We start from the raw sequence: 24,276 nt of genomic DNA on the forward strand, positions 1-24,276 counted from the left end.
GGCATGCTCGCCGTCATGGACGACCGCACCGTGCTCGTGCTCAACGGCCCGAACCTCAACCTCCTCGGCGAGCGCGAGCCCGAGGTCTACGGGCACCACACGCTGGCCGACGTCCAGGCGCTCTGCGTCGAGGAGGCCGCCCGGCACGGCCTGACCGTCGACTTCCGGCAGAGCAACCACGAGGGCACGCTCGTCGACTGGGTGCAGGAGGGGCGTGCCGGGTCGGCGGGCATCGTCCTCAACGCCGCCGGGTACACGCACACGTCGGTCGCCCTGCGCGACGCCCTGTCGGCCTGCCGGGTGCCGCGGGTCGAGGTGCACATCAGCGACATCCACGCGCGCGAGGAGTTCCGGCACTTCTCCTACCTCGCCGACGTCTGCGACCACCACGTCATCGGGCACGGCGTTGCCGGGTACGCCGAGGCGGTCGCGTGGGTCGCCGGACGCCGTGCCGGCTGACCACCCCGCCCGCTGGGAGGGCGCGGCCTGGCTCGAGGAGGTCGAGGCGTGGCTGCTCCCGGCCCTCGAGCGGCGCGGCTTGACCCCGACCGGCCCGGTCGAGCGCGACCGGGTGAGGTTCTGGTCCGTGATCGCGCGGGTCGAGACCGACGGCGGCCGGGTGTGGGTCAAGGAGAACGCCCCGTCGCAGAGCTTCGAGGCCGGGCTGGTGGAAGTGGTGCACCACGTCGTGCCGGGGGCCGTGCCGACGCCGCTCGCCGTCGACCGCGATCGCGGATGGCTGGCCACCGCCGACCTCGGCCTGCCGATGTGGCACGACGATGCCGCGCCCCCGCTGGAGGACTGGGTCGGCGTCCTGCGCGACTTCGGCGCGCTCCAGCACGCGCTGACGGGGCACGAGGAGGCCGCGCTCGCGACCGGCCTGCCGCGGTTCCCCGAGTCGCCGGATGACGTCGAGGCGTGGCTGGGCCGCCTCGTCGCCGAGGTGCGGGCCCACCCGGACGGGGACCCCCGCCGCCTCGACGACGCCGAGGCGGCCGCGGTCGAGGCCGGCATCCCGCGGCTGCGGAACGCCGCCGAGGAGCTGGCCGCGTCGTGGACGGCGCCCTCCCTCCAGCACAACGACCTGCACCTCGGCAACGCCTTCCGGCGCCCCGACGGCGGTGCGGCGTTCATCGACCTCGGCGACGCCCTGTGGACCCATCCGTTCACGGCGGCGCGCATCCCGCTCTGGATCATGGCGAACCGTCTCGAGCTCGACCCCGACGGCCCCGAGCTGCGGCGCGCGACCGACGCCTACCTCGAGCCGTGGACCGACCGGACGGACCGCGCGACCCTGCGAGCGCTCCTGCCGGCGGCGCACCGGCTCTCGTGCCTGCACCGGGCCGAGTCGTGGCGCCGGCTCCAGGCCGACGTCCCGGTCGAGCGCGTCGACGAGCCGTTCCTCCGCTCGGTGCCGACCTGGCTGGTCGACGCCGCGGCCCCGGACCCCCACGCCGCGGCGGTCGCCTGGTGACTTCCGGGTAGGTAGTTGGACGTCCTACTATTTTCGGACACCCCGAACTGGAGGACCACCCCATGGCAGCGCAGCCGACCGGCGCCGGGCTCCACGTCCCGACCCACCCCGTCCGCATCGTCACCGCCTCCGCCCTCTTCGACGGCCACGACGCCTCGATCAACATCATGCGGCGGATCATGCAGAGCCAGGGCGCCGAGGTCGTGCACCTCGGCCACAACCGCTCCGTGCGCGAGGTCGTCGACGCCGTCATCGACGAGGACGCGCAGGGTGTCGCCGTCAGCTCGTACCAGGGCGGACACGTCGAGTACTTCGAGTACCTCGTCGAGCTGCTCCGCGAGGCCGGGGCCCCGCACGTGCAGGTCGTCGGCGGTGGCGGCGGGGTCATCGTCCCGGCCGAGATCGCCCGGCTGCGCGAGGCCGGCGTCACGATCTTCAGCCCCGAGGACGGCCAGCGGCTCGGCCTGCCCGGGATGGTCAACCAGGTCGTCGCGGCGTGCGACACCGACCTCTGGGAGGTCGCTCCGACCACCCTCGAGGCCGTGCTCTCCGGCGACCGCTCGGCCGTCGCGCGCGCCGTCACCGCCGCCGAGACCGGCCACCTCTCCGACGCGATGCGCGCCGAGCTCGAGCGTGCTGCGGCCGCACGCACCGTGCCGGTCCTCGGCATCACCGGCACCGGTGGCTCCGGCAAGTCCAGCCTCACCGACGAGCTCGTCCGGCGGCTGCGCGTCGACCAGCAGGACAAGCTCCGCATCGCCTGCGTCGCCGTCGACCCCACCCGCCGCCGCGGGGGAGGGGCCCTCCTCGGCGACCGCATCCGGATGAACAGCCTCGACGGCGACCGCGTGTACTTCCGCTCGCTGGCCACCCGCGGTGGGCGCGAGGTGCCGGAGGCGCTCGGCGACGTCATCACCATCCTCAAGGCCGCCGGCTACGACCTCGTCGTCGTCGAGACGCCGGGCATCGGCCAGGGCGACGCCGCCATCACCTCCTACGCCGACGTCAACCTCTACGTCATGACGCCCGAGTTCGGCGCCGCCAGCCAGCTCGAGAAGATCGACATGCTCGACCTCGCCGACGTCGTGGCCGTCAACAAGTTCGAGCGCCGCGGTGCGATGGACGCCCTGCGCGACGTCGGGCGCCAGATGGTCCGCAACCGCGAGGCGTTCGGCAAGCGGCCCGAGGACATGCCGGTGTTCGGCACCTCGGCGGCCACCTTCAACGACGACGGGGTCACCGCGCTGTACCAGGAGCTGCGCGGACAGCTGGTCGGCGTCGGCCTGCCCGTCGCCGAGGGGACGCTCCCCGTCGTCGACGTCCGCCACTCGACGATGCTCCGCCAGGTCGTCCCGCCGCAGCGCGTGCGCTACCTCGCCGAGATCGCCGAGACGGTGCGCGGCTACCACGCGGAGACCGAGCGCTGGGCCGACGCCGCCCGCCGGGTGCAGCGGCTCGACGACGCCCGCGAGGCGCTCGCCAGCGCCGGCAAGGACACTGCCGACCTCGACGCGCTTCTCGAGCAGGCCCGCGACGACCTGCCCGCCGCCCTGCGTCGTCAGCTCGACCAGTGGCCCTCCGTCGTCGAGGCGTACTCCGGGGACGAGCAGGTGGTCACGGTGCGCGACAAGGAGATCCACACCAAGCTCGTTCGGGAGTCGCTCTCCGGCAACGAGATCCGCCGCGTGTCACTGCCCCGCTACAGCGATGACGGCGACCTGCTGTCGTTCCTGCGCCGCGAGAACCTCCCCGGTGTGTTCCCCTTCGCCGCAGGGGTGTTCCCGTTCAAGCGTGACGGCGAGGACCCCGCCCGGATGTTCGCCGGCGAGGGCGACCCGTTCCGCACCAACCGGCGCTTCAAGCTGCTCTCCGAGGGCCAGCCGGCCACCCGCCTCTCGACAGCCTTCGACTCGGTCACGCTCTACGGCCGGGACCCCGACCGCCGCCCCGACATCTTCGGCAAGGTCGGCACGTCCGGGGTCTCCGTCGCGACGCTCGAGGACATGAAGGCGCTCTACGACGGCTTCGACCTCACCTCGCCGACCACCAGCGTCTCGATGACGATCAACGGCCCGGCGCCGACCATCCTCGCGTTCTTCCTCAACACCGCGATGGACCGCGAGGTCGAGAAGTGGGTGCAGGAGAACGGCCGTGAGCCCGACGACGCCGAGCGCGAGGCCGCCCGGGCCCGGGCCCTCGCCACGGTCCGCGGCACGGTGCAGGCCGACATCCTCAAGGAGGACCAGGGCCAGAACACCTGCCTGTTCTCCACCGAGTTCAGCCTGCGGATGATGGCCGACATCCAGGAGTGGTTCATCGAGAAGAAGGTCCGCAACTTCTACTCGGTCTCGATCAGCGGCTACCACATCGCCGAGGCCGGGGCGAACCCCATCAGCCAGCTCGCGTTCACCCTCGCGAACGGCTTCACGTACGTCGAGGCGTACCTCGCGCGCGGCATGGACGTCGACGACTTCGCGCCCAACCTGTCGTTCTTCTTCAGCAACGGGATGGACCCCGAGTACACCGTCATCGGCCGGGTCGCCCGCCGCATCTGGGCGGTCGCGATGCGCGAGAAGTACGGCGCCAACGAGCGCAGCCAGAAGCTGAAGTACCACGTGCAGACGTCGGGTCGTTCCCTGCACGCCCAGGAGATGGACTTCAACGACATCCGCACGACGCTGCAGGCGCTGACCGCCATCTACGACAACGCGAACAGCCTGCACACCAACGCCTACGACGAGGCCGTCACCACCCCGAGCGCCGAGTCGGTGCGCCGCGCGCTGGCCATCCAGCTGATCATCAACCGCGAGTGGGGCCTCGCGATGAACGAGAACCCGCTCCAGGGCTCGTTCGTCGTCGACGAGCTCACCGACCTCGTCGAGGCCGCCGTGCTCGCCGAGTTCGACCGCATCTCCGAGCGCGGGGGAGTCCTCGGCGCGATGGAGACCGGCTACCAGCGCGGGCGCATCCAGGACGAGTCGATGCTCTACGAGCACCGCAAGCACGACGGCTCGCTGCCGATCGTCGGCGTCAACACCTTCGTGCGGCCCGACTCCGACGTCTCGCCCAAGGAGGTCGAGCTGGCCCGCGCCACCGAGACCGAGAAGGAGGGCCAGCTGGCCCGCGTCGAGGGCTTCCGCGAGGAGCACCGCGACGCGGCGCAGGCGGCGCTGGCCCGGCTGAAGGAGGCGGCGACCACTGGCGAGAACGTCTTCGCCGTGCTCGTCGACGCCGCGCGGGTGTGCTCGCTCCAGCAGGTCACCGAGGCGTTCTTCGAGGTGGGCGGCCAGTACCGCCGCAACGTCTGAGCCTTCAGCCGGTGACCGGGTCGGCGGGCGCGCCGTAGAGGACGGCGAAGCGCTCGAGGACGACCGGCATGTCGGGGCTGAACCCGCGCTCGTGGGCGGCGTGCTCGGAGAAGAACCGCCGGTGCACCTCGCGCCAGGAGGTCAGCGTCCGGTCGCCCTCACCCTCGAGGTGGGCGTGCTCGGCGTCCACGTCGTCGAAGGGGACGGTCTCGACGCGGGTCGTCGCGATGAGCGCGCGCGGGACGCCGCGGCCGTCGGTGACGATGCCGAGGTCACCGACGGCCGGCAGCACCTCGCCCTCGGCCTCGTAGTCCCACAGCGCGCTAGCGGTCGCGGTCTTGGTGCCGGAGAGCACGAGCGCGAGCAGCCGGTCGGCCTGGTCCGGCGTGGCCCCGAAGGACCAGGCGGGTGGGGGAAGGATCCCCAGGGGTCGCTCGCCGGCGTAGAACCCGGTCGGGTTGAGGCGGGCCCGCACCCGCGCCACCTCCCAGAAGGCGTCGACGGTCGACGGAGCGGGGTCGGGATCGGGCGCAGGCATCTCCCGAGGCTAGCCGGAGGTCGGGGTGCGGGCCTCAGCCGTCGAGGCGGTGGCGGACCACCCGGCGGCGCAGCGTGGGCTCGGCATGGACGGAGTACCCGGCGTCGAGGAAGACCTGCAGCAGGCCGACCGACGCCTCGTCCCAGATGACCGTCTTCCCCGGCACCGGCTCGGTGGGGTAGCCCTCGAGGACCCGGGCGCCGACCTGCCGCCCGTACTCGACGGTGGCGGCGGCGAGCTCGTACATCAGCCCCTGCCGCCGGAAGCCCTTGCGCACGACGAAGCAGGTGACCGACCAGATGCCCTCGGCCTCGGGGTCCATCCGCATCCACGGCTGCTTGCGCGCCCAGATGCGCGGGTACTCCTCGCGCGGCTCGACGGCCACCCAGCCGGCCGGCTCGCCGTCGACGTAGCCGACCAGGCCGGAGGTCGGGCCGTCGGTGCCGCATCCGGTCTGCGCCACCAGGGCGGCGTCGCGCTCGTCCTGCGTGGTGTCGCGCCAGATCCAGCCCGGCGCCTTGAGTGCCTGGCAGCGGCACTTCCGGGCGCCCCCGGCCTCGAAGAGCGCCTCGACCTCCTCGGGGGAGGCCTCGTTGGCCGGACGCCACGTGAACTCGGGCATGGCGCGAGCCTAGGGGTGGCCGCCGACGACCGGGGCGGGACGGAAACCCGGATGCCCGTGTCGGCGCCGGGCCGTAGGTTTGGTGGGTGGGGACGACGACCGTGACGCCGCCCGCCTCGTCCGCCCTCGCGCCGGCCGAGGCGCGTCCCGTCGCGCCCGGGCGTCGGCTCGACCTGCGGCGCCTGCGCGGCTGGTCCACCGGGTGGGCCCTGCTCGCCTCGGCCACCGGTGCCGTGGGGCGCACGCTCGGCACGGTGGTCGCCGGGCTGCTCGCGGCGAACCCCTCCACGCGGCTCGTCGGCCTGCTCGCGCTGTGCGTCGTCGGCGCCGCCGTCCTCGACACCGCCGGTCGCACGCTCTGGGCAGCCGTCGTCGACCGCGCCGAGGGGCGCCTGCGCGACGACCTCGTCGACGCCGCGCTCGCCCAGCCGGTGCACGCCCTCGGCGAGCAGGCGGTCGGCGAGGTCCTCGACCGGGTCGACGCCGACACCCACGACGTCGGGGCGATGCTGCGCCGGCAGGTGTGGGACGCCCTGCGCTCCGTCTTCGCCGCCGTGCCGATGTGGGTCGTCGCCGGCCTCACCTGGTGGCCGGCCTGGGCCCTGTTCCCCGTCGCCGCGGCCGGCTCCTTCCTGCTCGTGCGTCGGCTGCTCCCCACCATCGCCGAGCGCAAGGTCGTCGAGGAGATGGCCTGGACCGACCACGCCGCCGCCCTCGAGGAGGGCGTCACCGCGCGCGACGACCTGCGCACCAGCCTCGGCCAGGCCCACGTCGTCGCCCGGCTGAGCCGGCTCTCCGCCCTGGTGCACGAGCGCTTCCGGCAGGTCATCGACCTCCAGGTCCGGGTCACCCGCCGCACCGGGCTGCTCCTCTACGGGATGCTCGCCGGCACCCTCGTCGCCGGTGTGGCGATGGCCGCCGGCGGGGGCCTGTCGGTGGCCCGGCTCGTCACGCTCTTCCTCGTCACCAGCACCTTCGTCGGCCAGGTCGACCAGATGGCCCGCCACCTCCCCGAGCTGCAGGCCGGGCTCGGTGCCATCACCCGGCTGCGCCAGCTGCTCGGGGCCGAGCCCGAGCCGGTGGGCGGACTGCCCGTGCCGGGCGGTCGCCTCGACCTCGAGTTCCGGGACCTCGAGTTCGCCTATCCCGAGGGCGGTTTCGCGCTCCGCCACGTCGACCTCCGGGTGCCGGGCGGGCAGACCTGCGCGCTCGTCGGACGTACCGGTTCCGGCAAGTCCACCTTGGCCTCGCTCGTCTCCCGGGCCGTCGAGCCCGCACCCGGTTCGGTGTTCCTCGGTGGCGTCGACGTCCTCGACCTCGACCTGCAGCAGCTGCGCGCATCCGTCGGCGTCGTCACCCAGCGCACCGAGATCCTCGCCGGCACGCTCGCCGAGAACATCACGCTCTTCGCCGGCCTCCCGCGGTCCCGGGTCGAGGCGGCGGTCACGCAGCTGGGCCTCGACGGCTGGGTCGCCGCCCTGCCCGACGGCCTCGACACCCTCCTCGGGCCGGGCGGCACGGCCCTCTCGGCCGGCGAGGAGCAGCTCGTCGCCTTCGCGCGCCTCCTCGTGCGTGACGTCGCGGTCGTCGTCCTCGACGAGGCGACCGCGCGGATGGACCCGCTCACCGAGGCCCTCGTCGTCCGGGCCGCCGACCGCCTGCTCACCGGACGCACCGGCATCCTCGTCGCCCACCGTCTCTCGACCACCCGCCGGGCGTCCCGGGTGGCCGTGCTCGACCACGGCCGGGTCGTGCAGCAGGGCCCGCGCGCCGAGCTCGCCCGGGCCGACGGTCCGTTCCGCGACCTGCTCGCGGCCAGCGGGGACGACCTCGATGACGACCTCGGTGCGGCCGCCGAGCCGGCGGAGCCCGGTCCCGCGGGTCTCGCCGTCGCCGGGGCCCGGCGGGCCGGCCCGCCCCCCGCGCTCGTCGACCCCGGCGAGGGACCGTCGCTGGCGCGCGGCATCCTCTCGGCCCTCCTCGTCCGGCCGCGGTGGGGTGTCTGGCCGGCCGTGCTGTTCCTCGTGTCCGCGCTCGGGGGCGCGTTCGGCGCGGCCACCGGCTTCGTGTGGGGCCGGGTCGTCGAGCACCTGCGCTCCGGCGCCGGCGGCGACACCGAGACCGTCGTGCTCACCGCCCTGACCGCCGCGTCGGTGCTCTTCGCCCCGCTGGTGCTCGTCGCCGCGATGCGCCGCTACCCGCGCTGGTGGATCGAGGTCATGCTCCGCGTGCGGATGTCCGTGCTGCTCGGGCAGACCCGCCAGCACCGCCTCGAGCGGACGCCGGCCGGCGAGGTCGTCGCGCGCTCGATGGACGCCGACCGGTACGCGCTCTACGCCGACCGCTGGGTCGACTTCCTCAACGGCCTCGCCATCGTCGTCGTCACCGCGGCCCTCGGCGGCAGCCTGCTCGCCGGCGGGGTGCTGCTCGTCGTGCTGCTGGGCGCGGCGCTGGCCTCCGCCGTCGGTCGGCCCATCGCCGGGCGCTCGGCGGCCGAGTCGTCCCGGGCGCGGGCGCGCTTCGGGCGGGCCGTGGTCTCCGTCCTCGAGTCGGCCCGCACGGTCAAGCTCGCGGCGGCCACGCCGGCCGCCCACGCGCACCTGCGGCAGGTGGACGCCGGCCGCGTGCGGGCCGCCGTCTTCGAGCACCGGGTCCAGGCCGTCCTCGACGGCGTGCCGCTCGTCATGGTGCAGGCCGGCGTCGTCGCCGCCTGGGGCGTCTACGTGCTCGGTGGCTGGGGCCTGGCGACGGCCATCCTCGTCTCGGGCGCCGTCAACGGCTTCGACTGGTTCGGCCGGGTCGCCGGGGCCGTCGTCACCGAGGCGCCCGGAACCCGCTCCTGGCAGCGGGCCACGAGCCGGCTCGCGGGCGGCGTCGACCTCGTGCGGCTGCCGGCGGGCATCGACCTCGTCGAGGGCGCGGCCCCCGCGGCCGAGGTGCCGAGCCGGGTGCCGCTCGAGGAGCTCCGGCTCACCGGGGTCGGGGCCGTGCACGACGACGGCACGCGCGGGGTCGAGGGCGTCGACCTCACCGTCCCGGCCGGCGAGCTCGTGCTCCTGCTCGGCCAGGTCGGCTCCGGCAAGTCCAGCCTGCTCGGCGCGCTCGCCGGGCTGCTCGAGCACACCGGGTCGATCACCTGGAACGGCGTCGAGGTCGAGGACGCCCAGGTCTTCCTCCGCCCGGGCCAGGTGTCGCACGTGGCGCAGGTGCCCCGCGTGCTGTCCGGCACCTTCGCCGACAACGTCGTGCTCGGGCACGGGCGCACGCTCGGCCCGGCCATCGCCGACGCGCGCCTGGACCAGGACGTCCGCGAGGCCGGTGGCCACGACGCCCTCGTCGGCCACCGGGGGGTGCGGCTCTCCGGCGGACAGGTGCAGCGCCTCGCGCTCGCCCGCGCGCTGGCCGCCGAGACCGAGCTGATCCTCGCCGACGACGTCTCGAGCGCGCTCGACGCCGCCACCGAGGTGGAGCTCTGGTCGGCGCTGCGCGCGCGGCGCACGACGGTCATCGGGGCCACCTCGAAGCGGGCCGCGCTGGCCCAGGCCGACCGGGTCGTCGTGCTCGTCGAGGGACGGGTCGCCGCCGTCGGTCCGTGGCGCGAGCTGAGCCCGCGCTGGGCGCACCTGGCCGGCTGACGCCGGCTGACGCCACGCGCCGGCCGGGACGGCCGCGCTCCTCAGGCGTCGACGCGCTCGCGGAGCCAGTCGATGTCCGCGCGCTGGCCCTCGGTGCCGCCCGGCGTCTCCACGACCACCGGCGCCCCGGCCTCGCGGACGACGTGGACGATGTCCGCGCCGTCGATGTGCCCCGACCCGAGGTTGGTGTGCCGGTCGGCGCCGGAGTCGAAGGTGTCGCGGGAGTCGTTGCAGTGCACCAGGTCCACCCGCCCGGTGATGGCGCGGACCTTGGCCACGACGTCGCCGAGGTCGTTGCCGCCGGCGTGCGCGTGGCAGGTGTCGAGGCAGAACCCGACGGTGTCGCCGCCCTCGGCGCGGCCGATCGCCTCCCAGAGCCGCTCGATGGCCTCGAGCCGCCGGGCCATCGCGTTGTCGCCGCCGGCGGTGTTCTCGATGAGCAGCGGCACCGGCATCTCGAGGCCGTCGACGCACTTGCGCCAGTTGTCGAAGCCGACGCCAGAGTCCTCGTCCTTGCCGAGGTGGCCGCCGTGGACGACGACGCCCTTCGCGCCGATCTCGGCCGCGGCGTGCAGGTGCTGCTGGAGCAGCTTGCGCCCGGGGATGCGGATGCGGTTGTTCGTCGCCGCCACGTTGATCGGGTAGGGCGCGTGGACGTAGAGGTCGATGCCCGCCTCCTCGGCGGCCGCCCGCAGCGCCTCGGCGCCACCCGGGTACTCGACCACCGGGCCCTTGTAGCTCTGCGGGTCGCCGAGGAAGAGCTGGCTGAGTGTGGCCCCGCGGGCGAGCGCCTCGCCCACCGGGTCGGCCTGGTCGACGTGTCCTCCGATGCGCAGCGTCATGCCCCCACGCTACGACGGGGCGCCGACTCCCGGGCACCGCCACCGGCGCCGGGCAGGGCAGGATGGCGCCATGCAGATCGCCGACACCTCCGCCATCGTCACCGGGGGCGCCTCCGGCCTGGGCGCGGCCACCGCCGCCGCCCTAGCCGCCGCGGGCGCCCGCGTGACCGCCCTCGACCTCCCGGACGCCTGCGCCGCCGCGCCCGAGGTCTCGGGCATCACCTACGCGCCGACCGACGTCACCTCCGAGGCCGACGTGCGTGCCGCCGTCGCCGAGGCCGCCGGTGACCCCGAGCGGCCGCTGCGGGTCGTCGTGAACTGCGCCGGCATCGGACCCTCGCAGCGCATCCTCGGACGCAAGGGCACCCACTCGATCGACCTGTACCGCAAGGTCCTCGAGGTCAACCTGCTCGGCACCTTCGTCGTCATGACGGTGGCCGCCGAGGCGATCGCCGCCACCGAGCCCGAGGCCGAGGGTCAGCGCGGAGTCGTCGTCAACACGGCGAGCATCGCCGCCTACGACGGCCAGGTCGGGCAGGCCGCCTACAGCTCGAGCAAGGGCGGCATCGTCGGGCTCACCCTCCCGGCGGCCCGCGACCTCGCGCAGTACGGCATCCGCGTGGTGACCATCGCGCCCGGGATCGTCGAGACGCCGATGCTCGCCACGGTCTCCGACGAGTTCCGCGCCGGCCTCGCCGCGGGCGTTCCCTTCCCGCAGCGCCTCGCCAGGCCCGAGGAGTACGCGAAGCTCGCCCTGGCGATCGTCGACCACGACTACCTCAACGGCGAGGTCATCCGGATGGACGGCGCGCTGCGGATGGCCCCGCGCTGACGCCCTGATGCCCCTCCTCGACGACCTCGGCGCGCCGGTGCCCCTCACGGGGCCGGCGCGCCGCGTGGTCTCCCTCGTGCCCTCGCTCACCGAGGCGCTCGCGGCGACCTGCCCGGAGCGGCTCGTCGGGGCCACCGACTGGTGCACGCACCCGGCCGACCTCGACGTCACGCGCGTGCGGGGGACGAAGAACCCGGACCTCGCGGCGGTGGCCGATCTCGCGCCCGACCTCGTCGTCGCGAACAAGGAGGAGAACCGCGAGCTCGACGTCACCCGGATGCGCGAGCGCGGTCTGGCGGTCTGGGTGACCGACATCGAGACGGTGCCGCAGTCGCTGGCGTCGATGGGGCGGCTGCTCGCCGAGGCGCTGTCGGTCGACGAGCCGGGCTGGCTGGCCGAGGCGCGCGAGGCCTGGGCCGGCCCGGTGCCGGTGCCGCACGCCAGGGCCGTCGTGCCGATCTGGCGCGACCCGTGGATGGTCGTCGGCCGGCCGACCTTCACCGCCGACCTCCTGACCCGCGCGGGCTTCGAGGTCGTCACCGGGGGAGCGTCGGGCCGTTACCCGCACGTCGACGCCGCCGCGCTCGACGACCCGGACGGGGCCGACGTCGTCCTGCTCCCGGACGAGCCGTACGAGTTCACCGCGGCCGACGGCCCGGAGGCGTTCACCCGGGTGCCGACCCGGCTCGTCTCCGGCCGGCTGCTCACCTGGTACGGACCGGCCCTGGTGGAGGCCCGGATTTCACTGGACCGAGCGTGACCGTGTAGTGTCTCCGTCGCGCTCATGGGTGGTTTTCGGCCCTCGCGCGCGCCCCCTTAGCTCAGTCGGCAGAGCGTTTCCATGGTAAGGAAAAGGTCGTCGGTTCGATTCCGACAGGGGGCTCTGGTCCGGCCGGAGCCCAGCTCCCCGAGAGGGGTTCCCGGTCGTTCCCCCAAGGCGGGGTAGCTCAGCTGGTTAGAGCGCACGACTCATAATCGTGAGGTCGCGGGATCGAGCCCCGCTCCCGCTACGCAGTCCGTGATTTCCCGGGAACACCGGGGTCGCGTACCCTGTTGTGCTGGTGCCGCGCGTGGGCTGGATCCCTCGCCCGCGCCGCATCCCGAGATCCACCACCGTTTTCCGAGAGCAGGTTGCCCCCATGGCCAAGGCCACCGACGTCCGCCCCAAGATCACCCTGGCGTGCACGGAGTGCAAGGAGCGCAACTACATCACGAAGAAGAACCGCCGCAACGACCCCGACCGGCTCGAGCTGGCGAAGTTCTGCCCGCGCTGCAAGAAGCACACGGCGCACCGCGAGACCCGCTGACGCGCACCCGCGTCGCCGACGAGGCCGCCCGCACCCCTCCGGTGCCGGCGGCCTCGTCGCGTCCGCGATGGCGCTCGGGCGGGGTGGGGGTGGCGGCGCGTCCGCCCCTAGAGTGGGCGCCATGGCCGTGAACCCCGACTTCGTCGGACGCACCTACCCGCCGAGCGGGCCGTACGCCGTGGACGCCGCCCTCATCGCCGCGTTCGCCGCGGCCGTGGGCTCGCACGACCCGGTCCACACCGACGCCGAGGCCGCGCGCGCCGCCGGCTACGCCGACGTCGTGGCACCGCCGACGATGGCCGTCCGCTTCGCACAGGCCTCGGACCGCACCTACGTCGCGGACCCGGAGGCCGGTATCGACTACAGCCGGGTCGTCCACGGCGAGCAGCGCTTCGTCCACCACCGCCCGATCACCGCGGGCGACGAGCTGCTCGGCACCCTGACCGTCGACCAGATCCGCCAGGCCGGAGGCCACTCGATGATCACGACGCGCACCGAGCTGGCCACGGTCGCCGGCGAGACGGTCGCCACCTGCACCTCGACCATCGTCGTCCGGGGAGGGGAGGACTGATGGCCGCGCGCGCCCTCGCCTCGGTGTCCGTCGGCGAGATCGTCGGGCCGGTCACCGTCCCCGTCACCCGCGACACCCTCGTCGCGTACGCCAACGCCTCCGGCGACCAGAACCCCATCCACCAGGACGAGGAGTTCGCGCGCTCGGTCGGTCTCCCGGACGTCATCGCGCACGGGATGTGGACGATGGGCGCCGCCGGCACCGTCGTCGCCGAGTGGGCGGGCGATGCCGGGCGGGTGGTCGAGTACGGCACACGGTTCACCAAGCCCGTGGTCGTCCCGACCTCCGGCACCACGGTGACGGTCGAGGGCAAGGTCACCGCCGTCGACGCGGAGAGCGGCCGCGTCTCGGTCGACCTGGCGGTCGCGAGCGACGGGCAGAAGGTGCTCGGCCGCTGCATCGCCGTCGTGCGCCTCGACTGATGGAGGAGCGGCACGACGAGCCCCTCGCGGGCTGGACCACCATGCGCGTGGGCGGCCCGGCGGCGCGGATGGTGGTCGTCTCGACAACCGACGAGCTCGTCGACGCGGTGCGCGAGGTCGACGACGCCGACGAGCCGCTGCTGGTGCTCGGGGGTGGCTCGAACCTCGTGCTGCCGGACGATGGGTTCGCGGGGACCGTCGTGGCCGTCCGGACGACCGGGGTCGAGGTGGACTCGGCGGACCTGTGCGGTGGCGCGAACGTGACGGTGGCGGCCGGCGAGCCGTGGGACCCGTTCGTCGAGCGAGCCGTGGCCGAGGGCTGGTCCGGCATCGAGGCGCTGTCCGGCATCCCGGGATCCACGGGCGCGACGCCCATCCAGAACGTCGGGGCGTACGGGCAGGAGGTCGCCCAGACCATCGCGCGGGTGCGCGTCTGGGACCGGCTCGAGGAGCGGGTCCGCACGATGATGACGATGGACTGCCGCTTCACCTACCGGCACTCGCTGTTCAAGGGGACCGACCGCTACGTCGTGCTCGACGTGATGTTCCAGCTCGTGCTGCAGAGCCTCTCCCAGCCGGTGCGGTACGCGGACCTCGCGACCCAGCTGGGTGTCGAGGTGGGGGAGCGCGTGCCGCTCGGCGACGCGCGCGAGGCGGTGCTGGCGCAGCGCCGGCGGCGGGGCATGGTGCTCGACTCCGAGGACCACGACACCTGGTCCTGCGGGTCCTTCTTCACCAACCCCGTGCTCACCGAGGCCGAGTTCGCTGCCCTGGAGGAGCGGGCGGCCGAGCGGCTGGGGGCGGACGCGCCGGCCCCGCCCCGCTTCCCAGAGGCGGGGGGCCGGGTCAAGACGTCCGCGGCGTGGCTCATCGAGCGGGCCGGCTTCGGCAAGGGGTACGCGATGCCCGGTCCGGCCGCGGTGTCGACGAAGCACTCGCTGGCGCTGACCAACCGCGGCTCGGCGCACACGTCGGACATCGTGGCCCTGGCCCGCGAGGTGCGCGACGGCGTGCGCGACGCCTTCGGGGTGGCGCTGGTCAACGAGCCGGTGCTGCTCGGTCAGGAGCTCTAGGACGACGCACACGGCCGGGTCCCGGTCGGCGAGAACAGGTGTGGTGTCGCGGGACGTCCATGTGCTCCGGATGCCGGGCCGGTCCCGCGGTCGCCTCGCCCGGCGGTCGAGAACTGGTGTGTTGCTGCGGGAGGTCCATGTGCTCCGGATGCCGGGCCGGTCCCGCGGTCGCCTCGCCCGGCGGTCGAGAACTGGTGTGTTGCTGCGGGAGGTCCATGTGCTCCGGATGCTGGGCCGGTCCCCGTGGTCGCCTCGCCCGGCGGTCGAGAACTGGTGTGTTGCTGCGGGAGGTCCATGTGCTCCGGATGCTGGGCCGGTCCCCGTGGTCGCCTCGCTCGGTGGTTGAGAACTGGTGTGTTGCTGCGGGAGGTCCATGTGCTCCGGATGCTGGGCCGGTCCCCGTGGTCGCCTCGCCCGGCGGTCGAGAACTGGTGGCGGGAGGGGCTGTCGCGCTCGTCCACAGGGCCCCCGTCGGCGCCGGCTCGTCCACAGGTACGACCTGGGCTCTTGGCCGGCGGGACGGTGAGCTGCAGGCTCGGACCATGGTTCACCACCCCACCCGGCCGGAGGCCGCGCAGGAGCTCCTCGCGGCGGCCCGCGCACGCCTGACCCTCTCTGACGAGGTCGGTCTCGCCCTGCGTGCCCATCGTCGACGGCTGCGGCTCAGCCAGCGGGCGTACGCGGCGCTGCGCGGGTACTCGCGGACGACGCTCGGGAGGTTGGAGGTCGCGGCCGGCGGGCACCGGCTCGACGACGTGGTGCGCGCGCTCGAGGGCACGGGTTTCGCCCTGTACCTGGGGCGCTCGCCCACCCCTCCACGCGTCGACGACTCCGCGCTGTCGGCGCCCGAACCGCAGCCTCGCGTTGCGAGCACCCTTCCCCGGGCGCTTCCACCCGAGGGTGCGCCGTCGCCGGTGGGACCCGAGGAGTGGCCGAGCACCGAGCTCGTCGCCCGGGTACGTGGGGAGACGCGGCGGTTCCCGGGGCACCTGGAAGCCACGCGGGTGAGCTCGCCCCCGAGGTGGTGGTGGATGCACGAGTTCTTCTCCGGCCCGACGCCGGAGCCGCTCTGGTACTCGCCGCGCCCCGTGCTCATGCCGAACGGCACGACGCTCTACCTGCTCGCGGCGGACGACGAGCACTCCTCCGACGGGCCTGACGACGCGGCGCCACTGCGAGCCGGGAAGGTGGCGCCGGACGACCCCGGCCTCGGGCCGCCGTTCCGCGAGAACGACGCACCGCCCGAGCTCTCCACCGAGGAGTGCGGCCGGGACGCCGCCTGAGGCACAGCCGACCGCCCCGGGTCCCGCGCGTGCCGAGCGTTCCGCAGTGGCCCGGCACCCGGAGCACATGGACGCCTCCGGCGGCACCCACCGTGTTGTACCGCGTCCGCCACGCGCGGATGCCCGGTCGCTTCGGCCGTGGCCCGACATCCGGAGCACATGGACGTCTCCGGCGGTACCCATCGTGCTGTACCGCGTCCGCCACGCGCGGACGCCCGGTCGCTTCGGCCGTGGCCCGACATCCGGAGCACATGGACGTCTCCCGTGGCACCACAGTGGTGCCCCGGGCCCGCCCCGCGCGCGGACGCCCGGTCGCTTCGGCCGTGGCCCGACATCCGGAGCACATGGACGTCCCGGGCGGCACCCACAGTGCTGTGCCGGGCCCGCCCCGCGCCGACGCTCCGCCGTACCGTGCCGCGGCGACCGTTGCCGAGGCGGGCTGCGCTCAGCAGCCCGGCTCGCCCAGCCAGGCGTCGATGTCGCGCTCGGCCGCCGCCCGGACCTCCGCGGGCGCCCGGCTCGCCGCCAGCGACGCCCGCGCCAGACCCGCCAGCTCCGCGTCCTCCAACCCGTGGATCGTGCGCGCCGTCTCGTACTGCTCGGCCAGCCGCGAGCCGAAGATCAACGGGTCGTCGGCTCCCAGCGCCACCGTCGCCCCGGCGGACAGCAGCTGCCGCAGCGGCACCTCCTCGGACACGTCGTACACCCCCAGCGAGACGTTCGACCCCGGGCACACCTCGAGCGCCACCCCTGCCGCCACGACCCGGTCGAGCACCCGCGGGTCCTCCACCGAGCGCACCCCGTGCCCCAGCCGGTCCGGCGCCATCGCATCGAGCGTGGCCGCCACCGCCTCCGGCCCCAGCAGCTCCCCGGCGTGCGGCACCGACGCCAGCCCGGCCGCCCGCGCGATGCGGAAGGCGTGCCCGAACTCCTCGGTGTCACCGCGCCGCTCGTCGTTGGAGAGGCCGAAGCCCACCACGGTCCCGGCACCCTCACCCGCGTACCGCGCCGCCAGCCGGGCCAGCGTCCGCGCCTCGAGCGGGTGCCGCATCCGCGACGCCGCCACGACGACCCCCACCTGCGCGGCCCCGGCGACCCGCGACACCTCCGCCGCCTCGTCGAGCACGATCTCCAGCGCCGGCGTGATGCCTCCCACGAACGGCGCGTACGACGTCGGGTCGACCTGCAGCTCCAACCACCGCGACCCCTCGGCGCCGTCGTCGAGCGCCGCCTCCCGCACGATCCGCCGCATCTCGGCCTCGCCGCGCACGCAGCCCCGGGCCACGTCGTACAGCCGCTGGAACCGGAACCAGCCGCGGACGTCGGCGGCGTCGAAGAGCGGCGGGTAGTCGTCGGTCAGCGTCGACGGGAGGCGCAGGCCGTGCTCGGCCGCCATCTCACGGACGGTCTCGACCCGCATCGAGCCGGTGAAGTGCAGGTGCAGGTGCGCCTTGGGCAGCGTGCCGACCGGGCGCGGGGCCGCGGCCCCGGCGGTCGACCCGCTCACTCCTCCGAGGTCTCCTCGTCGAGCTCGCCCTCGCCGACGACGTGCACGGCGGCCTCCTCGGCCGAGGCCCCGGCGCCGTCGATGCCGACGTCCTCGCCCACGAGGTCCTTCTCGTCGTCCTCGCCGAAGCCGCCGTCAGGAGCCACGAGCCTCCCGGCGCGCTCGTCACCGACCTCGCCGTCGCCGAGCCAGTCGTCCTCGGCGTCGATGGCGTCGGGGTCGTCGCCGCCGACGCGGTCCTCGTCGAGCCCGGACTCGTTCTCGGGCGCCCCGTACGCCGACGACGGGTCCGGCACCTCCTGGTGGATGCGCTCCTCGATCGTCTCGTCGCGGCCCTGCTCCTCGGCGGTGACGCCGTGGGCGATCGACCCGTGCAGCCGCTCGGGCGGGGAGTAGCCGCGGTCGAGCACGTCGTCGACGTCCTCCTGCACGAGGGTGTCCTCGGGCTGCAGCTGGTCCTCGTCGCCGTAGGAGGTGGGGTCCGTGCTCTCGTCGGGGCGCTCGCTCATCCCGTCACCCTACGTCGCCGGCGAGCTGCTCGGCGGCGGCCAGCGCGACGCACGTGGCCACCCCGGCCATCGCCGCCTCGACCTCCTCGAGCACCGGGAAGGACGGTGCGAGACGGATGTTCCGGTCTCGCGGGTCCTTGCCGTACGGGAACGACGCCCCGGCCGGGGTGAGCGCGATGCCGGCCTCCTTGGCCAGCGCGACGACCCGCGAGGCACACCCGTCCGGCACGTCGAGGCTGACGAAGTAGCCACCGCGCGGGCGGGTCCACTCGGCGATGCCGAGCCCCTCGAGCCCAGCGGTCAGGGCCGCGTCGACCGCCGCGAACTTCGGCGCCAGGACCGCGCGGTGCTTCGCCATGTGCTCGCGCACGCCGTCGGGGGAGCCGAAGAACTGGACGTGCCGCAGGTGGTTGACCTTGTCCGGCCCGATGGACGCGAACTTCAGGTGCCCCAGGTACCAGCCCACCGTCTCGCGTGAGCCCGCGAGGAAGGCCACCCCGGCCCCGGCGAAGGTGATCTTGCTCGTCGAGGCGAAGACGACCGGCCGGTGCGGGTGCCCGGCGGCCGAGGCCAGGGACAGGATGTCGGCCGACTTCGCCTCGTCCTCGGTCAGGTGGTGCAGCGCGTAGGCGTTGTCCCAGAACAGCCGGAAGTCCGGTGCGGCCGTGGGCATCGCGGCCAGCCGCGCAGCGACCTCCTGGGTCACGACCGAGCCGGCGGGGTTGGCGTAGGTCGGCACGATCCACATGCCCTTGACGCTCGGGTCGTCGCGCACGAGTGCCTCGACGGCGTCGACGTCCGGGCCGTCGGCGAGCATCGGCACGGTCACCATCTCGATGCCGTACGACTCGAGCATCGTGTAGTGGCGGTCGTAGCCGGGCACCGGGCAGACGAAGCGGACGGTCTCCTCGTCCTTCCACGGCCGCGGCGAGTCGACGCCGCCGTGCATCAGGTGGAAGACCAGCACCTCGTGCATCATCGACAGGCTCGCGTTGCCGCCGGCGACGATCTGGTCGGAGTCCACCCCGAGCAGCTCGGCGAACATCTCGCGCAGCTCGGGCAGCCCCTCGAGCCCGCCGTAGTTCCGCACGTCCGTGCCGGCGCGGTCGCGGTGGCCGTCGGGCAGGGAGAGCAGCCGCTCCGCGAGGTCGAGCTGCTCGGCGCTGGGCTTCCCGCGCGTCAGGTCGAGGCGCAGGCCCCGCTCGGTGAGGTCCGTGTACGCCGCGCGCTGCTCCTCGAGGAAGGAGCGCAGCTCCTCGGGGGAGCGGTCGGCGAGGGGGGTGCGGGAGACGGCGTCGGTGCTCACCCCTCCATCGTGGCAGAGCGACCCGTCGCACCGGGGGGCCCGACCGCGCACCGAACGGCCTCCGCGAGCCGGGGGAGTCCTCCCCATCGCGGGCCGGGGTCGAGGCTGGCACGGTCGTGGACTGCCGGGGGGCGACCAGCGCCTCCCCACGAACCCCTGGGGGACCACATGCAGCACCGCACCCGCCCGCTCCTCGCCGCGCTCGCCGCGGCGGGCGTCACCGCCGCCGGCCTCGTCGGCACGACCGCCGCCGCACCGACCGCCGAGGCCGCGGGCCCGACGACCATCCGCGTCGTCCAGCACAACACCGACCAGCACAAGGACCGCTTCCTCGAGGTCGTCCGCGACCTCGAGCAGGGCAGGGCGGACGTAGGGCTGATGCAGGAGGTCTGCCAGTCCTGGGTGAAGGACCTGAAGAAGAAGCACAAGGGGTGGACCGTCAGCTACCACGAGCAGACCTCCAACCCGGACTGCCCGGCCGGCAAGGGGAACGTCGCGATCCGCCCCGGGAAGGGGAGCGTGTTCGCAGAGGCGTACAACGTGCCCGGGGAGGGCAAGACCTTCGGCCTCGCGTGCGTCGCGTTCGGCTTCGGGGGCATCCGCACGCACGCCTGCTCGACGCATCTGTCGACCTACGACACGAACGCAGCGGTCGTCCGGCGCGGCGAGACCGAGCGGATCAAGGCGATCACCAACTCCTGGATCGACGCCAAGGACGCGGTCATCGTCGCCGGCGACATGAACTCCCAGCCGACCTCGACCGAGCTCGACCCGCTCTACCTCTACCCGGCGTCGCGCTCCGAGGGCCGCTTCGTCGAGGCCGGCCAGCTGGCCCGGGACCGCAAGAAGCGCGTCGGGCCCGACACGCACCGCAAGGGCAAGATCGACTACGTGTTCTTCTCGGAGAACCACACGCCGCTCGCGGCCGGCGCGAAGCTCGCGCAGGAGAAGACGTCCGGGCACAAGATCCTCCGCGTGACGACCACCCTGCGGTGACGTAGGGCGCCGGACGGTGACGGGGGTCCCGGGTCGGGCGGTTCGCGCCCGGCCCGGGACGTCCCGTATGCTGTCCGTTCGGTGTGACCACCATCTGTCGGCGTGCCGTCGGACCGGTCGCACCACCCCGGGCCCGCCCCCCAACGGCGGTCCCACAGGGCAGTGGCTCAATTGGTAGAGCACCGGTCTCCAAAACCGGCGGTTGGGGGTTCGAGTCCCTCCTGCCCTGCGTCGCACGTGTGGTTCGTCCACGAAACGCGGTCCGTCCCTCGGGCTGCCTTCGCGGTCGTGCCGCGCGGAAGGCACCGAACCGAGCACCGACCGTGAAGAGGCACCGTGACTGACGTGGGTCAGACCAGGACTCCCTCCCGCCCCGCCAAGGGGACGGAGCGGAGCGGCAACCCCATCTCCCGGTGGTTCCGCGCGCTCGCGCTGTTCGTCAGCCAGATCCTCGACGAGCTCCGCAAGGTCGTCCGGCCGACGCGCAACGAGCTCTGGAACTACACCCTCGTCGTCATCGTCTTCGTCACGGTGATGATGGCGATCGTGTCCGGCCTCGACTTCGGCTTCAGCAAGCTCGTCGGGCTGGTCCTGGGCAACGGTTCCTGACCGCGCCCACGCGCACCCCGCCCCCCGGCACCCGCAGAACAAGGAAGAGGTCACCCGTGTCCGACCAGTGGACCGACAACCCCGACGTGGCGTCCGACGACGCCCCCGAGGTGGCTCCCGAGGCCGCGACGGAGCAGTCCGCCACCGACCTCCCGGTCGACGACACCCCGGTCCAGGAGGCCGACCTCGAGGCCGCCGAGTCCTTCGACGCCGCGCAGGCCGACGAGGCCGACGAGGACGGTGCCGACACCGAGGGTGACGACACCGACGGTGCCGCCACCGAGGGTGACGACACCGCAGTCGCCGACACCGACGACGCGTCCGCCGACACCGACGACGCCCCCACCGGCGCCGTCGACGAGGACGGCGACGTCCTCGAGGGCGTCGACCCCGTCCAGGCGTTCAAGGACGACCTCGCCGGCAAGTTCGGCGACTGGTACGTCATCCACTCCTACGCGGGCTACGAGAACCGCGTCAAGGCCAACCTCGAGAACCGCACGCAGTCCCTCAACATGGAGGACTACATCTTCGAGACCCAGGTCCCGATGGAGGAGGTCACCGAGATCAAGGGCGGACAGCGCAAGCTGGTCCGCCGGGTCCGGATGCCCGGGTACGTCCTCGTGCGCATGGACCTCACAGACGAGTCGTGGGGCGCCGTGCGGCACACCCCGGGCGTCACCGGGTTCGTCGGCAACGCCCACCAGCCGGTGCCGCTGACCCTCGACGAGGTCTTCACGATGCTCAAGCCGGCCGACCTCGAGTCCCCGGTCGCGGCGAGCACCTCCGGCGGCGGCCAGGCCGCGTCGGGCGGCTCCGGTGGCGAGACCACGGTCGTCGACTTCGAGGTCGGCGAGTCCGTCACCGTCATGGACGGCCCCTTCGAGACGCTGCCGGCGACGATCTCCGAGATCAACCCCGACACCCAGAAGCTCAAGGTGCTCGTCTCGATCTTCGGCCGGGAGACCCCGGTCGAGCTCTCCTTCGGCCAGGTCGCCAAGATCTGACCGGGGAGCAACCCCGCCCCGGGGGTCCCGGGGATGCAAAGGGGTCATCGCCCACGGCGTCGGCCCACCACCACACAGAACAAGGACAGTCATGCCCCCCAAGAAGAAGGTCTCCGGCTACATCAACCTGCAGATCCAGGCAGGTGCCGCGACCCCCGCGCCCCCCGTCGGCCCCGCGCTCGGTCAGCACGGCGTCAACATCATGGAGTTCGTCAAGGCGTACAACGCGGCGACCGAGCACCAGCGCGGCAGCATCATCCCCGTCGTCATCACGGTCTACGAAGACCGCTCCTTCACCTTCATCACGAAGACCCCGCCGGCCTCCGAGCTCATCAAGAAGGCCGCCGGTGTCCAGAAGGGCTCGGGCGAGCCGCACAAGACCAAGGCCGGCAAGCTGACCAAGGACCAGCTCCGCGAGATCGCGGAGGCCAAGATGCCCGACCTCAACGCCAACGACGTCGACGCCGCGATGAAGATCATCGCCGGCACCGCCCGTCAGATGGGCATCGAGACCGAGCTCTGAGCCCGGTCGAACCCCCCTGTGGCAGGGCCTGCTTCGGCCCGATGACCACGACTCCACCACCACACCAGGAGCAGCACATGAAGCGCAGCAAGTCCTACCGCGCCGCCACCGAGAAGATCGACGCGGACAAGGTCTACGCCCCCCTCGACGCCATCCGCATCGCCAAGGACGTCGCGTCGGCCAAGTACGACGAGACCGTCGAGGTCGCGTTCCGCCTCGGCGTCGACCCCCGCAAGGCCGACCAGATGGTCCGCGGCACGGTCAACCTCCCGCACGGCACGGGCAAGACCGCCCGCGTCCTCGTCTTCGCCAACGGCGACAAGGCCGAGGCGGCCACCGCGGCCGGCGCCGACTTCGTCGGCTCCGACGACCTCCTCGAGAAGGTCGCCGGCGGCTGGCTCGACTTCGACGCCGTCGTCGCGACGCCCGACCTCATGGGCAAGGTCGGCCGGCTCGGCAAGGTGCTCGGCCCGCGCGGCCTCATGCCCAACCCGAAGACCGGCACGGTCACGATGGACACCGCCAAGGCCGTGTCCGACATCAAGGGCGGCAAGATCGAGTTCCGCGTGGACAAGCACGCGAACCTCCACTTCATCATCGGCAAGGCCTCCTTCGACGAGAAGGCCCTCGTGGAGAACTACGCCACGGCGCTCGAGGAGGTGCTCCGGCTCAAGCCGGCCGCCTCCAAGGGCCGGTACATCACCAAGGCGACCCTGTCGACGACGATGGGCCCGGGCATCCCGCTGGATGCCAGCAAGACCCGCAACCTCACCGAGGAGACCGTGGAGGCCTGAGCCCCCGCCCCCTCGCCACGAGCCCGCCGTCCCACCCGGGGCGGCGGGCTCGTGCGTGGGAGGGTCCTGAAGAGTTGGTGACGAGAGGGTCACGACCGGGGAACCGCTGCTCGCCCGGCCTCGTCGGACCCGTACGCTGTCACCACGCGGAGGCCGCCACGGCCACGCGGCACACCGACCACCTGCAACGGGGGAAGCTCCACATGAAGCGCACCATCGTCTCCGCCCTGGCCCTGTCCGGGGCCCTCGTCCTCGGGGCCTGTGGCTCCGCCACCAACGACACCGGCACCGGCAGCAAGGCCGCCGCGACGAGCGAGGCGCCCGCCGCCGCCACCGCCAAGGTCGGCGACACCGTCGACCTCGCCGAGCTGGGTGCCAAGAGCCAGGCCGCCACGCAGGCCAAGCGCACGTCCCACATGACGATGGACATGGGCTCCCAGGGCAAGGCCGAGGCCGACGTCGACTACAGCGACGGCGCCACGAAGATGTCGATGTCGATGGACGCCGAGGGCGAGAAGCTCCAGATCGTCTACGCCGACAAGGTCATGTACCTGGGCGGCGACTCGTTCGCCGAGCTGGCCGGCGGCAAGAAGTGGATCAAGATCGACCCCAAGGGCAAGGACATGATGTCCCAGATGATGGGGCCCATGATCGGCCAGATGGAGTCGTCAATGTCGAACCCGGCGGGGGAGCTGGCCAACCTCAAGGGGACGAAGGCCACCGTCACCAAGGTCGAGAACGGCGTGACCACCTACGAGGTCAAGCTCACGGCCGAGCAGATGAAGGAGATGGTCAAGAAGCAGGCGTCCGGCATCCCCGGGGTCAGCGAGGACGCGCTCAAGCAGATGCTCGAGTCGAACGCGATGCCCGACGGCCTGACCTACGAGCTGTCGATCGACGCCGAGGGCCTGCCCACGAAGGTCGTCGCCGGGCTGAAGGGCCAGGCCGTGACCATGGAGTACTCCAAGTGGGGCGAGCCGGTCGACATCAAGGTCCCCGCGGCCTCCGAGGTCGGCACCTTCGAGATGCCCACGAGCTGACCGCTCGCAGAACGCAGCACCGCCGCGGGGGGGGGGGGGGGGGGGGGGGGGGGGGGGGGGGGGGGGGGGGGGGGGGGGGGG

23 protein-coding genes and 3 tRNA genes are annotated in these 24,276 nt (G+C 73.4%); 20 read left to right on the forward strand and 6 right to left on the reverse strand.

Features of this window, described 5'->3' with window-relative positions; all coding sequences use genetic code 11:
* Positions 1–15: 15 nt before the first annotated feature.
* The 3 genes from aroQ to icmF all read left to right on the forward strand — a co-directional run bounded on the left by aroQ (position 16) and on the right by icmF (position 4,782).
* A complete protein-coding gene (gene aroQ / locus ACQZ2A_RS18385) occupies positions 16–459 on the forward strand; it encodes a type II 3-dehydroquinate dehydratase (RefSeq protein WP_430213968.1) in 444 nt (147 codons plus the stop codon).
* Positions 449–1,474: a hypothetical protein gene (locus tag ACQZ2A_RS18390; RefSeq protein WP_430213970.1), complete on the forward strand. Its 1,026-nt coding sequence runs from the start codon at positions 449–451 to the stop codon at positions 1,472–1,474. Before aroQ ends, ACQZ2A_RS18390 begins: the two co-directional genes overlap by 11 nt.
* Before the next feature lie 62 nt (positions 1,475–1,536).
* Positions 1,537–4,782 carry a fused isobutyryl-CoA mutase/GTPase IcmF gene (gene icmF / locus ACQZ2A_RS18395; protein ID WP_430213972.1) on the forward strand — a complete coding sequence of 1,082 codons (3,246 nt, stop codon included), beginning with the start codon at positions 1,537–1,539 and terminating at the stop codon, positions 4,780–4,782.
* A gap of 4 nt (positions 4,783–4,786) precedes the next feature.
* Here the strand turns inward: icmF and ACQZ2A_RS18400 are convergent, their stop codons facing one another.
* Together ACQZ2A_RS18400 and ACQZ2A_RS18405 are read right to left on the reverse strand one after the other, a co-directional pair.
* Entirely contained in the window at positions 4,787–5,320 is a 534-nt protein-coding gene (locus tag ACQZ2A_RS18400) for an ASCH domain-containing protein (protein ID WP_430213974.1), read from the reverse strand.
* Positions 5,321–5,354: 34 nt separating this feature from the next.
* On the reverse strand, positions 5,355–5,942 hold the full coding sequence (locus tag ACQZ2A_RS18405; protein WP_430213976.1) for a GNAT family N-acetyltransferase: 588 nt from the start codon (positions 5,940–5,942) through the stop codon (positions 5,355–5,357).
* 86 nt (positions 5,943–6,028) lie between these two features.
* Between ACQZ2A_RS18405 and ACQZ2A_RS18410 the strand changes: the two genes are divergently transcribed.
* A complete protein-coding gene (locus tag ACQZ2A_RS18410; protein WP_430213977.1) occupies positions 6,029–9,577 on the forward strand; it encodes an ATP-binding cassette domain-containing protein in 3,549 nt (1,182 codons plus the stop codon).
* 41 nt (positions 9,578–9,618) lie between these two features.
* Here ACQZ2A_RS18410 and ACQZ2A_RS18415 read toward each other — a convergent pair whose 3' ends face one another.
* Entirely contained in the window at positions 9,619–10,419 is an 801-nt protein-coding gene (locus tag ACQZ2A_RS18415; RefSeq protein WP_430213979.1) for a deoxyribonuclease IV, read from the reverse strand.
* Positions 10,420–10,489: 70 nt separating this feature from the next.
* On the opposite strand from ACQZ2A_RS18415, the gene ACQZ2A_RS18420 reads away from it, so the two are divergent.
* From ACQZ2A_RS18420 to ACQZ2A_RS18460, 9 genes are all read left to right on the forward strand, one after another.
* Entirely contained in the window at positions 10,490–11,251 is a 762-nt protein-coding gene (locus ACQZ2A_RS18420) for an SDR family NAD(P)-dependent oxidoreductase (protein WP_430213980.1), read from the forward strand.
* 7 nt (positions 11,252–11,258) lie between these two features.
* Positions 11,259–12,011: a helical backbone metal receptor gene (locus ACQZ2A_RS18425; protein ID WP_430213982.1), complete on the forward strand. Its 753-nt coding sequence runs from the start codon at positions 11,259–11,261 to the stop codon at positions 12,009–12,011.
* Positions 12,012–12,061: 50 nt separating this feature from the next.
* Positions 12,062–12,134: transfer RNA gene (locus tag ACQZ2A_RS18430), tRNA-Thr, on the forward strand.
* Between the two features lie 53 nt (positions 12,135–12,187).
* A tRNA-Met gene (locus tag ACQZ2A_RS18435) sits at positions 12,188–12,261 on the forward strand.
* A 129-nt stretch (positions 12,262–12,390) separates the two neighbouring features.
* Positions 12,391–12,558, forward strand: coding sequence for a 50S ribosomal protein L33 (gene rpmG / locus ACQZ2A_RS18440; protein ID WP_030526789.1), 168 nt, complete (start codon positions 12,391–12,393; stop codon positions 12,556–12,558).
* A gap of 121 nt (positions 12,559–12,679) precedes the next feature.
* Positions 12,680–13,129, forward strand: coding sequence for an FAS1-like dehydratase domain-containing protein (locus tag ACQZ2A_RS18445; RefSeq protein WP_430213983.1), 450 nt, complete (start codon positions 12,680–12,682; stop codon positions 13,127–13,129).
* Positions 13,129–13,551: a MaoC family dehydratase gene (locus ACQZ2A_RS18450; protein WP_430213984.1), complete on the forward strand. Its 423-nt coding sequence runs from the start codon at positions 13,129–13,131 to the stop codon at positions 13,549–13,551. Before ACQZ2A_RS18445 ends, ACQZ2A_RS18450 begins: the two co-directional genes overlap by 1 nt.
* Positions 13,551–14,624 carry a UDP-N-acetylmuramate dehydrogenase gene (locus tag ACQZ2A_RS18455; protein ID WP_430213985.1) on the forward strand — a complete coding sequence of 358 codons (1,074 nt, stop codon included), beginning with the start codon at positions 13,551–13,553 and terminating at the stop codon, positions 14,622–14,624. The genes ACQZ2A_RS18450 and ACQZ2A_RS18455 overlap by 1 nt, the downstream gene beginning before the upstream one ends.
* Positions 14,625–15,166: 542 nt before the next feature.
* A complete protein-coding gene (locus tag ACQZ2A_RS18460; RefSeq protein ID WP_430213986.1) occupies positions 15,167–15,907 on the forward strand; it encodes a hypothetical protein in 741 nt (246 codons plus the stop codon).
* 445 nt (positions 15,908–16,352) lie between these two features.
* On the opposite strand, the gene ACQZ2A_RS18465 is transcribed toward ACQZ2A_RS18460, so the two are convergent.
* The 3 genes from ACQZ2A_RS18465 to ACQZ2A_RS18475 all read right to left on the reverse strand — a co-directional run bounded on the left by ACQZ2A_RS18465 (position 16,353) and on the right by ACQZ2A_RS18475 (position 19,229).
* Positions 16,353–17,327: an adenosine deaminase gene (locus ACQZ2A_RS18465; RefSeq protein ID WP_430213997.1), complete on the reverse strand. Its 975-nt coding sequence runs from the start codon at positions 17,325–17,327 to the stop codon at positions 16,353–16,355.
* Between the two features lie 83 nt (positions 17,328–17,410).
* Complete coding sequence (locus tag ACQZ2A_RS18470) at positions 17,411–17,923, reverse strand: DUF5709 domain-containing protein (RefSeq protein ID WP_430213988.1); 513 nt, start codon at positions 17,921–17,923, stop codon at positions 17,411–17,413.
* A gap of 4 nt (positions 17,924–17,927) precedes the next feature.
* Complete coding sequence (locus ACQZ2A_RS18475) at positions 17,928–19,229, reverse strand: aminotransferase class I/II-fold pyridoxal phosphate-dependent enzyme (RefSeq protein ID WP_430213989.1); 1,302 nt, start codon at positions 19,227–19,229, stop codon at positions 17,928–17,930.
* 168 nt (positions 19,230–19,397) lie between these two features.
* Between ACQZ2A_RS18475 and ACQZ2A_RS18480 the strand changes: the two genes are divergently transcribed.
* From ACQZ2A_RS18480 to ACQZ2A_RS18510, 7 genes are all read left to right on the forward strand, one after another.
* Positions 19,398–20,225, forward strand: a complete 828-nt coding sequence (locus tag ACQZ2A_RS18480) for an endonuclease/exonuclease/phosphatase family protein (RefSeq protein ID WP_430213990.1) — start codon at positions 19,398–19,400, stop codon at positions 20,223–20,225.
* A 156-nt stretch (positions 20,226–20,381) separates the two neighbouring features.
* Positions 20,382–20,454 (forward strand) — tRNA-Trp (locus tag ACQZ2A_RS18485).
* A gap of 116 nt (positions 20,455–20,570) precedes the next feature.
* On the forward strand, positions 20,571–20,834 hold the full coding sequence (gene secE, locus ACQZ2A_RS18490; RefSeq protein ID WP_430213991.1) for a preprotein translocase subunit SecE: 264 nt from the start codon (positions 20,571–20,573) through the stop codon (positions 20,832–20,834).
* 56 nt (positions 20,835–20,890) lie between these two features.
* A complete protein-coding gene (gene nusG, locus ACQZ2A_RS18495; RefSeq protein WP_430213993.1) occupies positions 20,891–21,838 on the forward strand; it encodes a transcription termination/antitermination protein NusG in 948 nt (315 codons plus the stop codon).
* A 91-nt stretch (positions 21,839–21,929) separates the two neighbouring features.
* Positions 21,930–22,361: a 50S ribosomal protein L11 gene (gene rplK / locus ACQZ2A_RS18500; protein WP_430213994.1), complete on the forward strand. Its 432-nt coding sequence runs from the start codon at positions 21,930–21,932 to the stop codon at positions 22,359–22,361.
* A 77-nt stretch (positions 22,362–22,438) separates the two neighbouring features.
* Positions 22,439–23,155: a 50S ribosomal protein L1 gene (gene rplA / locus ACQZ2A_RS18505; RefSeq protein ID WP_430213995.1), complete on the forward strand. Its 717-nt coding sequence runs from the start codon at positions 22,439–22,441 to the stop codon at positions 23,153–23,155.
* Positions 23,156–23,358: 203 nt separating this feature from the next.
* The gene (locus tag ACQZ2A_RS18510; protein WP_430213996.1) at positions 23,359–24,195 is read left to right on the forward strand and encodes a hypothetical protein; all 837 of its coding nucleotides are present in this window, start codon (positions 23,359–23,361) and stop codon (positions 24,193–24,195) included.
* The last annotated feature ends 81 nt before the right edge of the window (positions 24,196–24,276 follow it).

Source organism: Phycicoccus avicenniae, from assembly GCF_050496545.1.
Taxonomy (GTDB): Bacteria; Actinomycetota; Actinomycetes; order Actinomycetales; family Dermatophilaceae; genus Phycicoccus; species Phycicoccus avicenniae_A.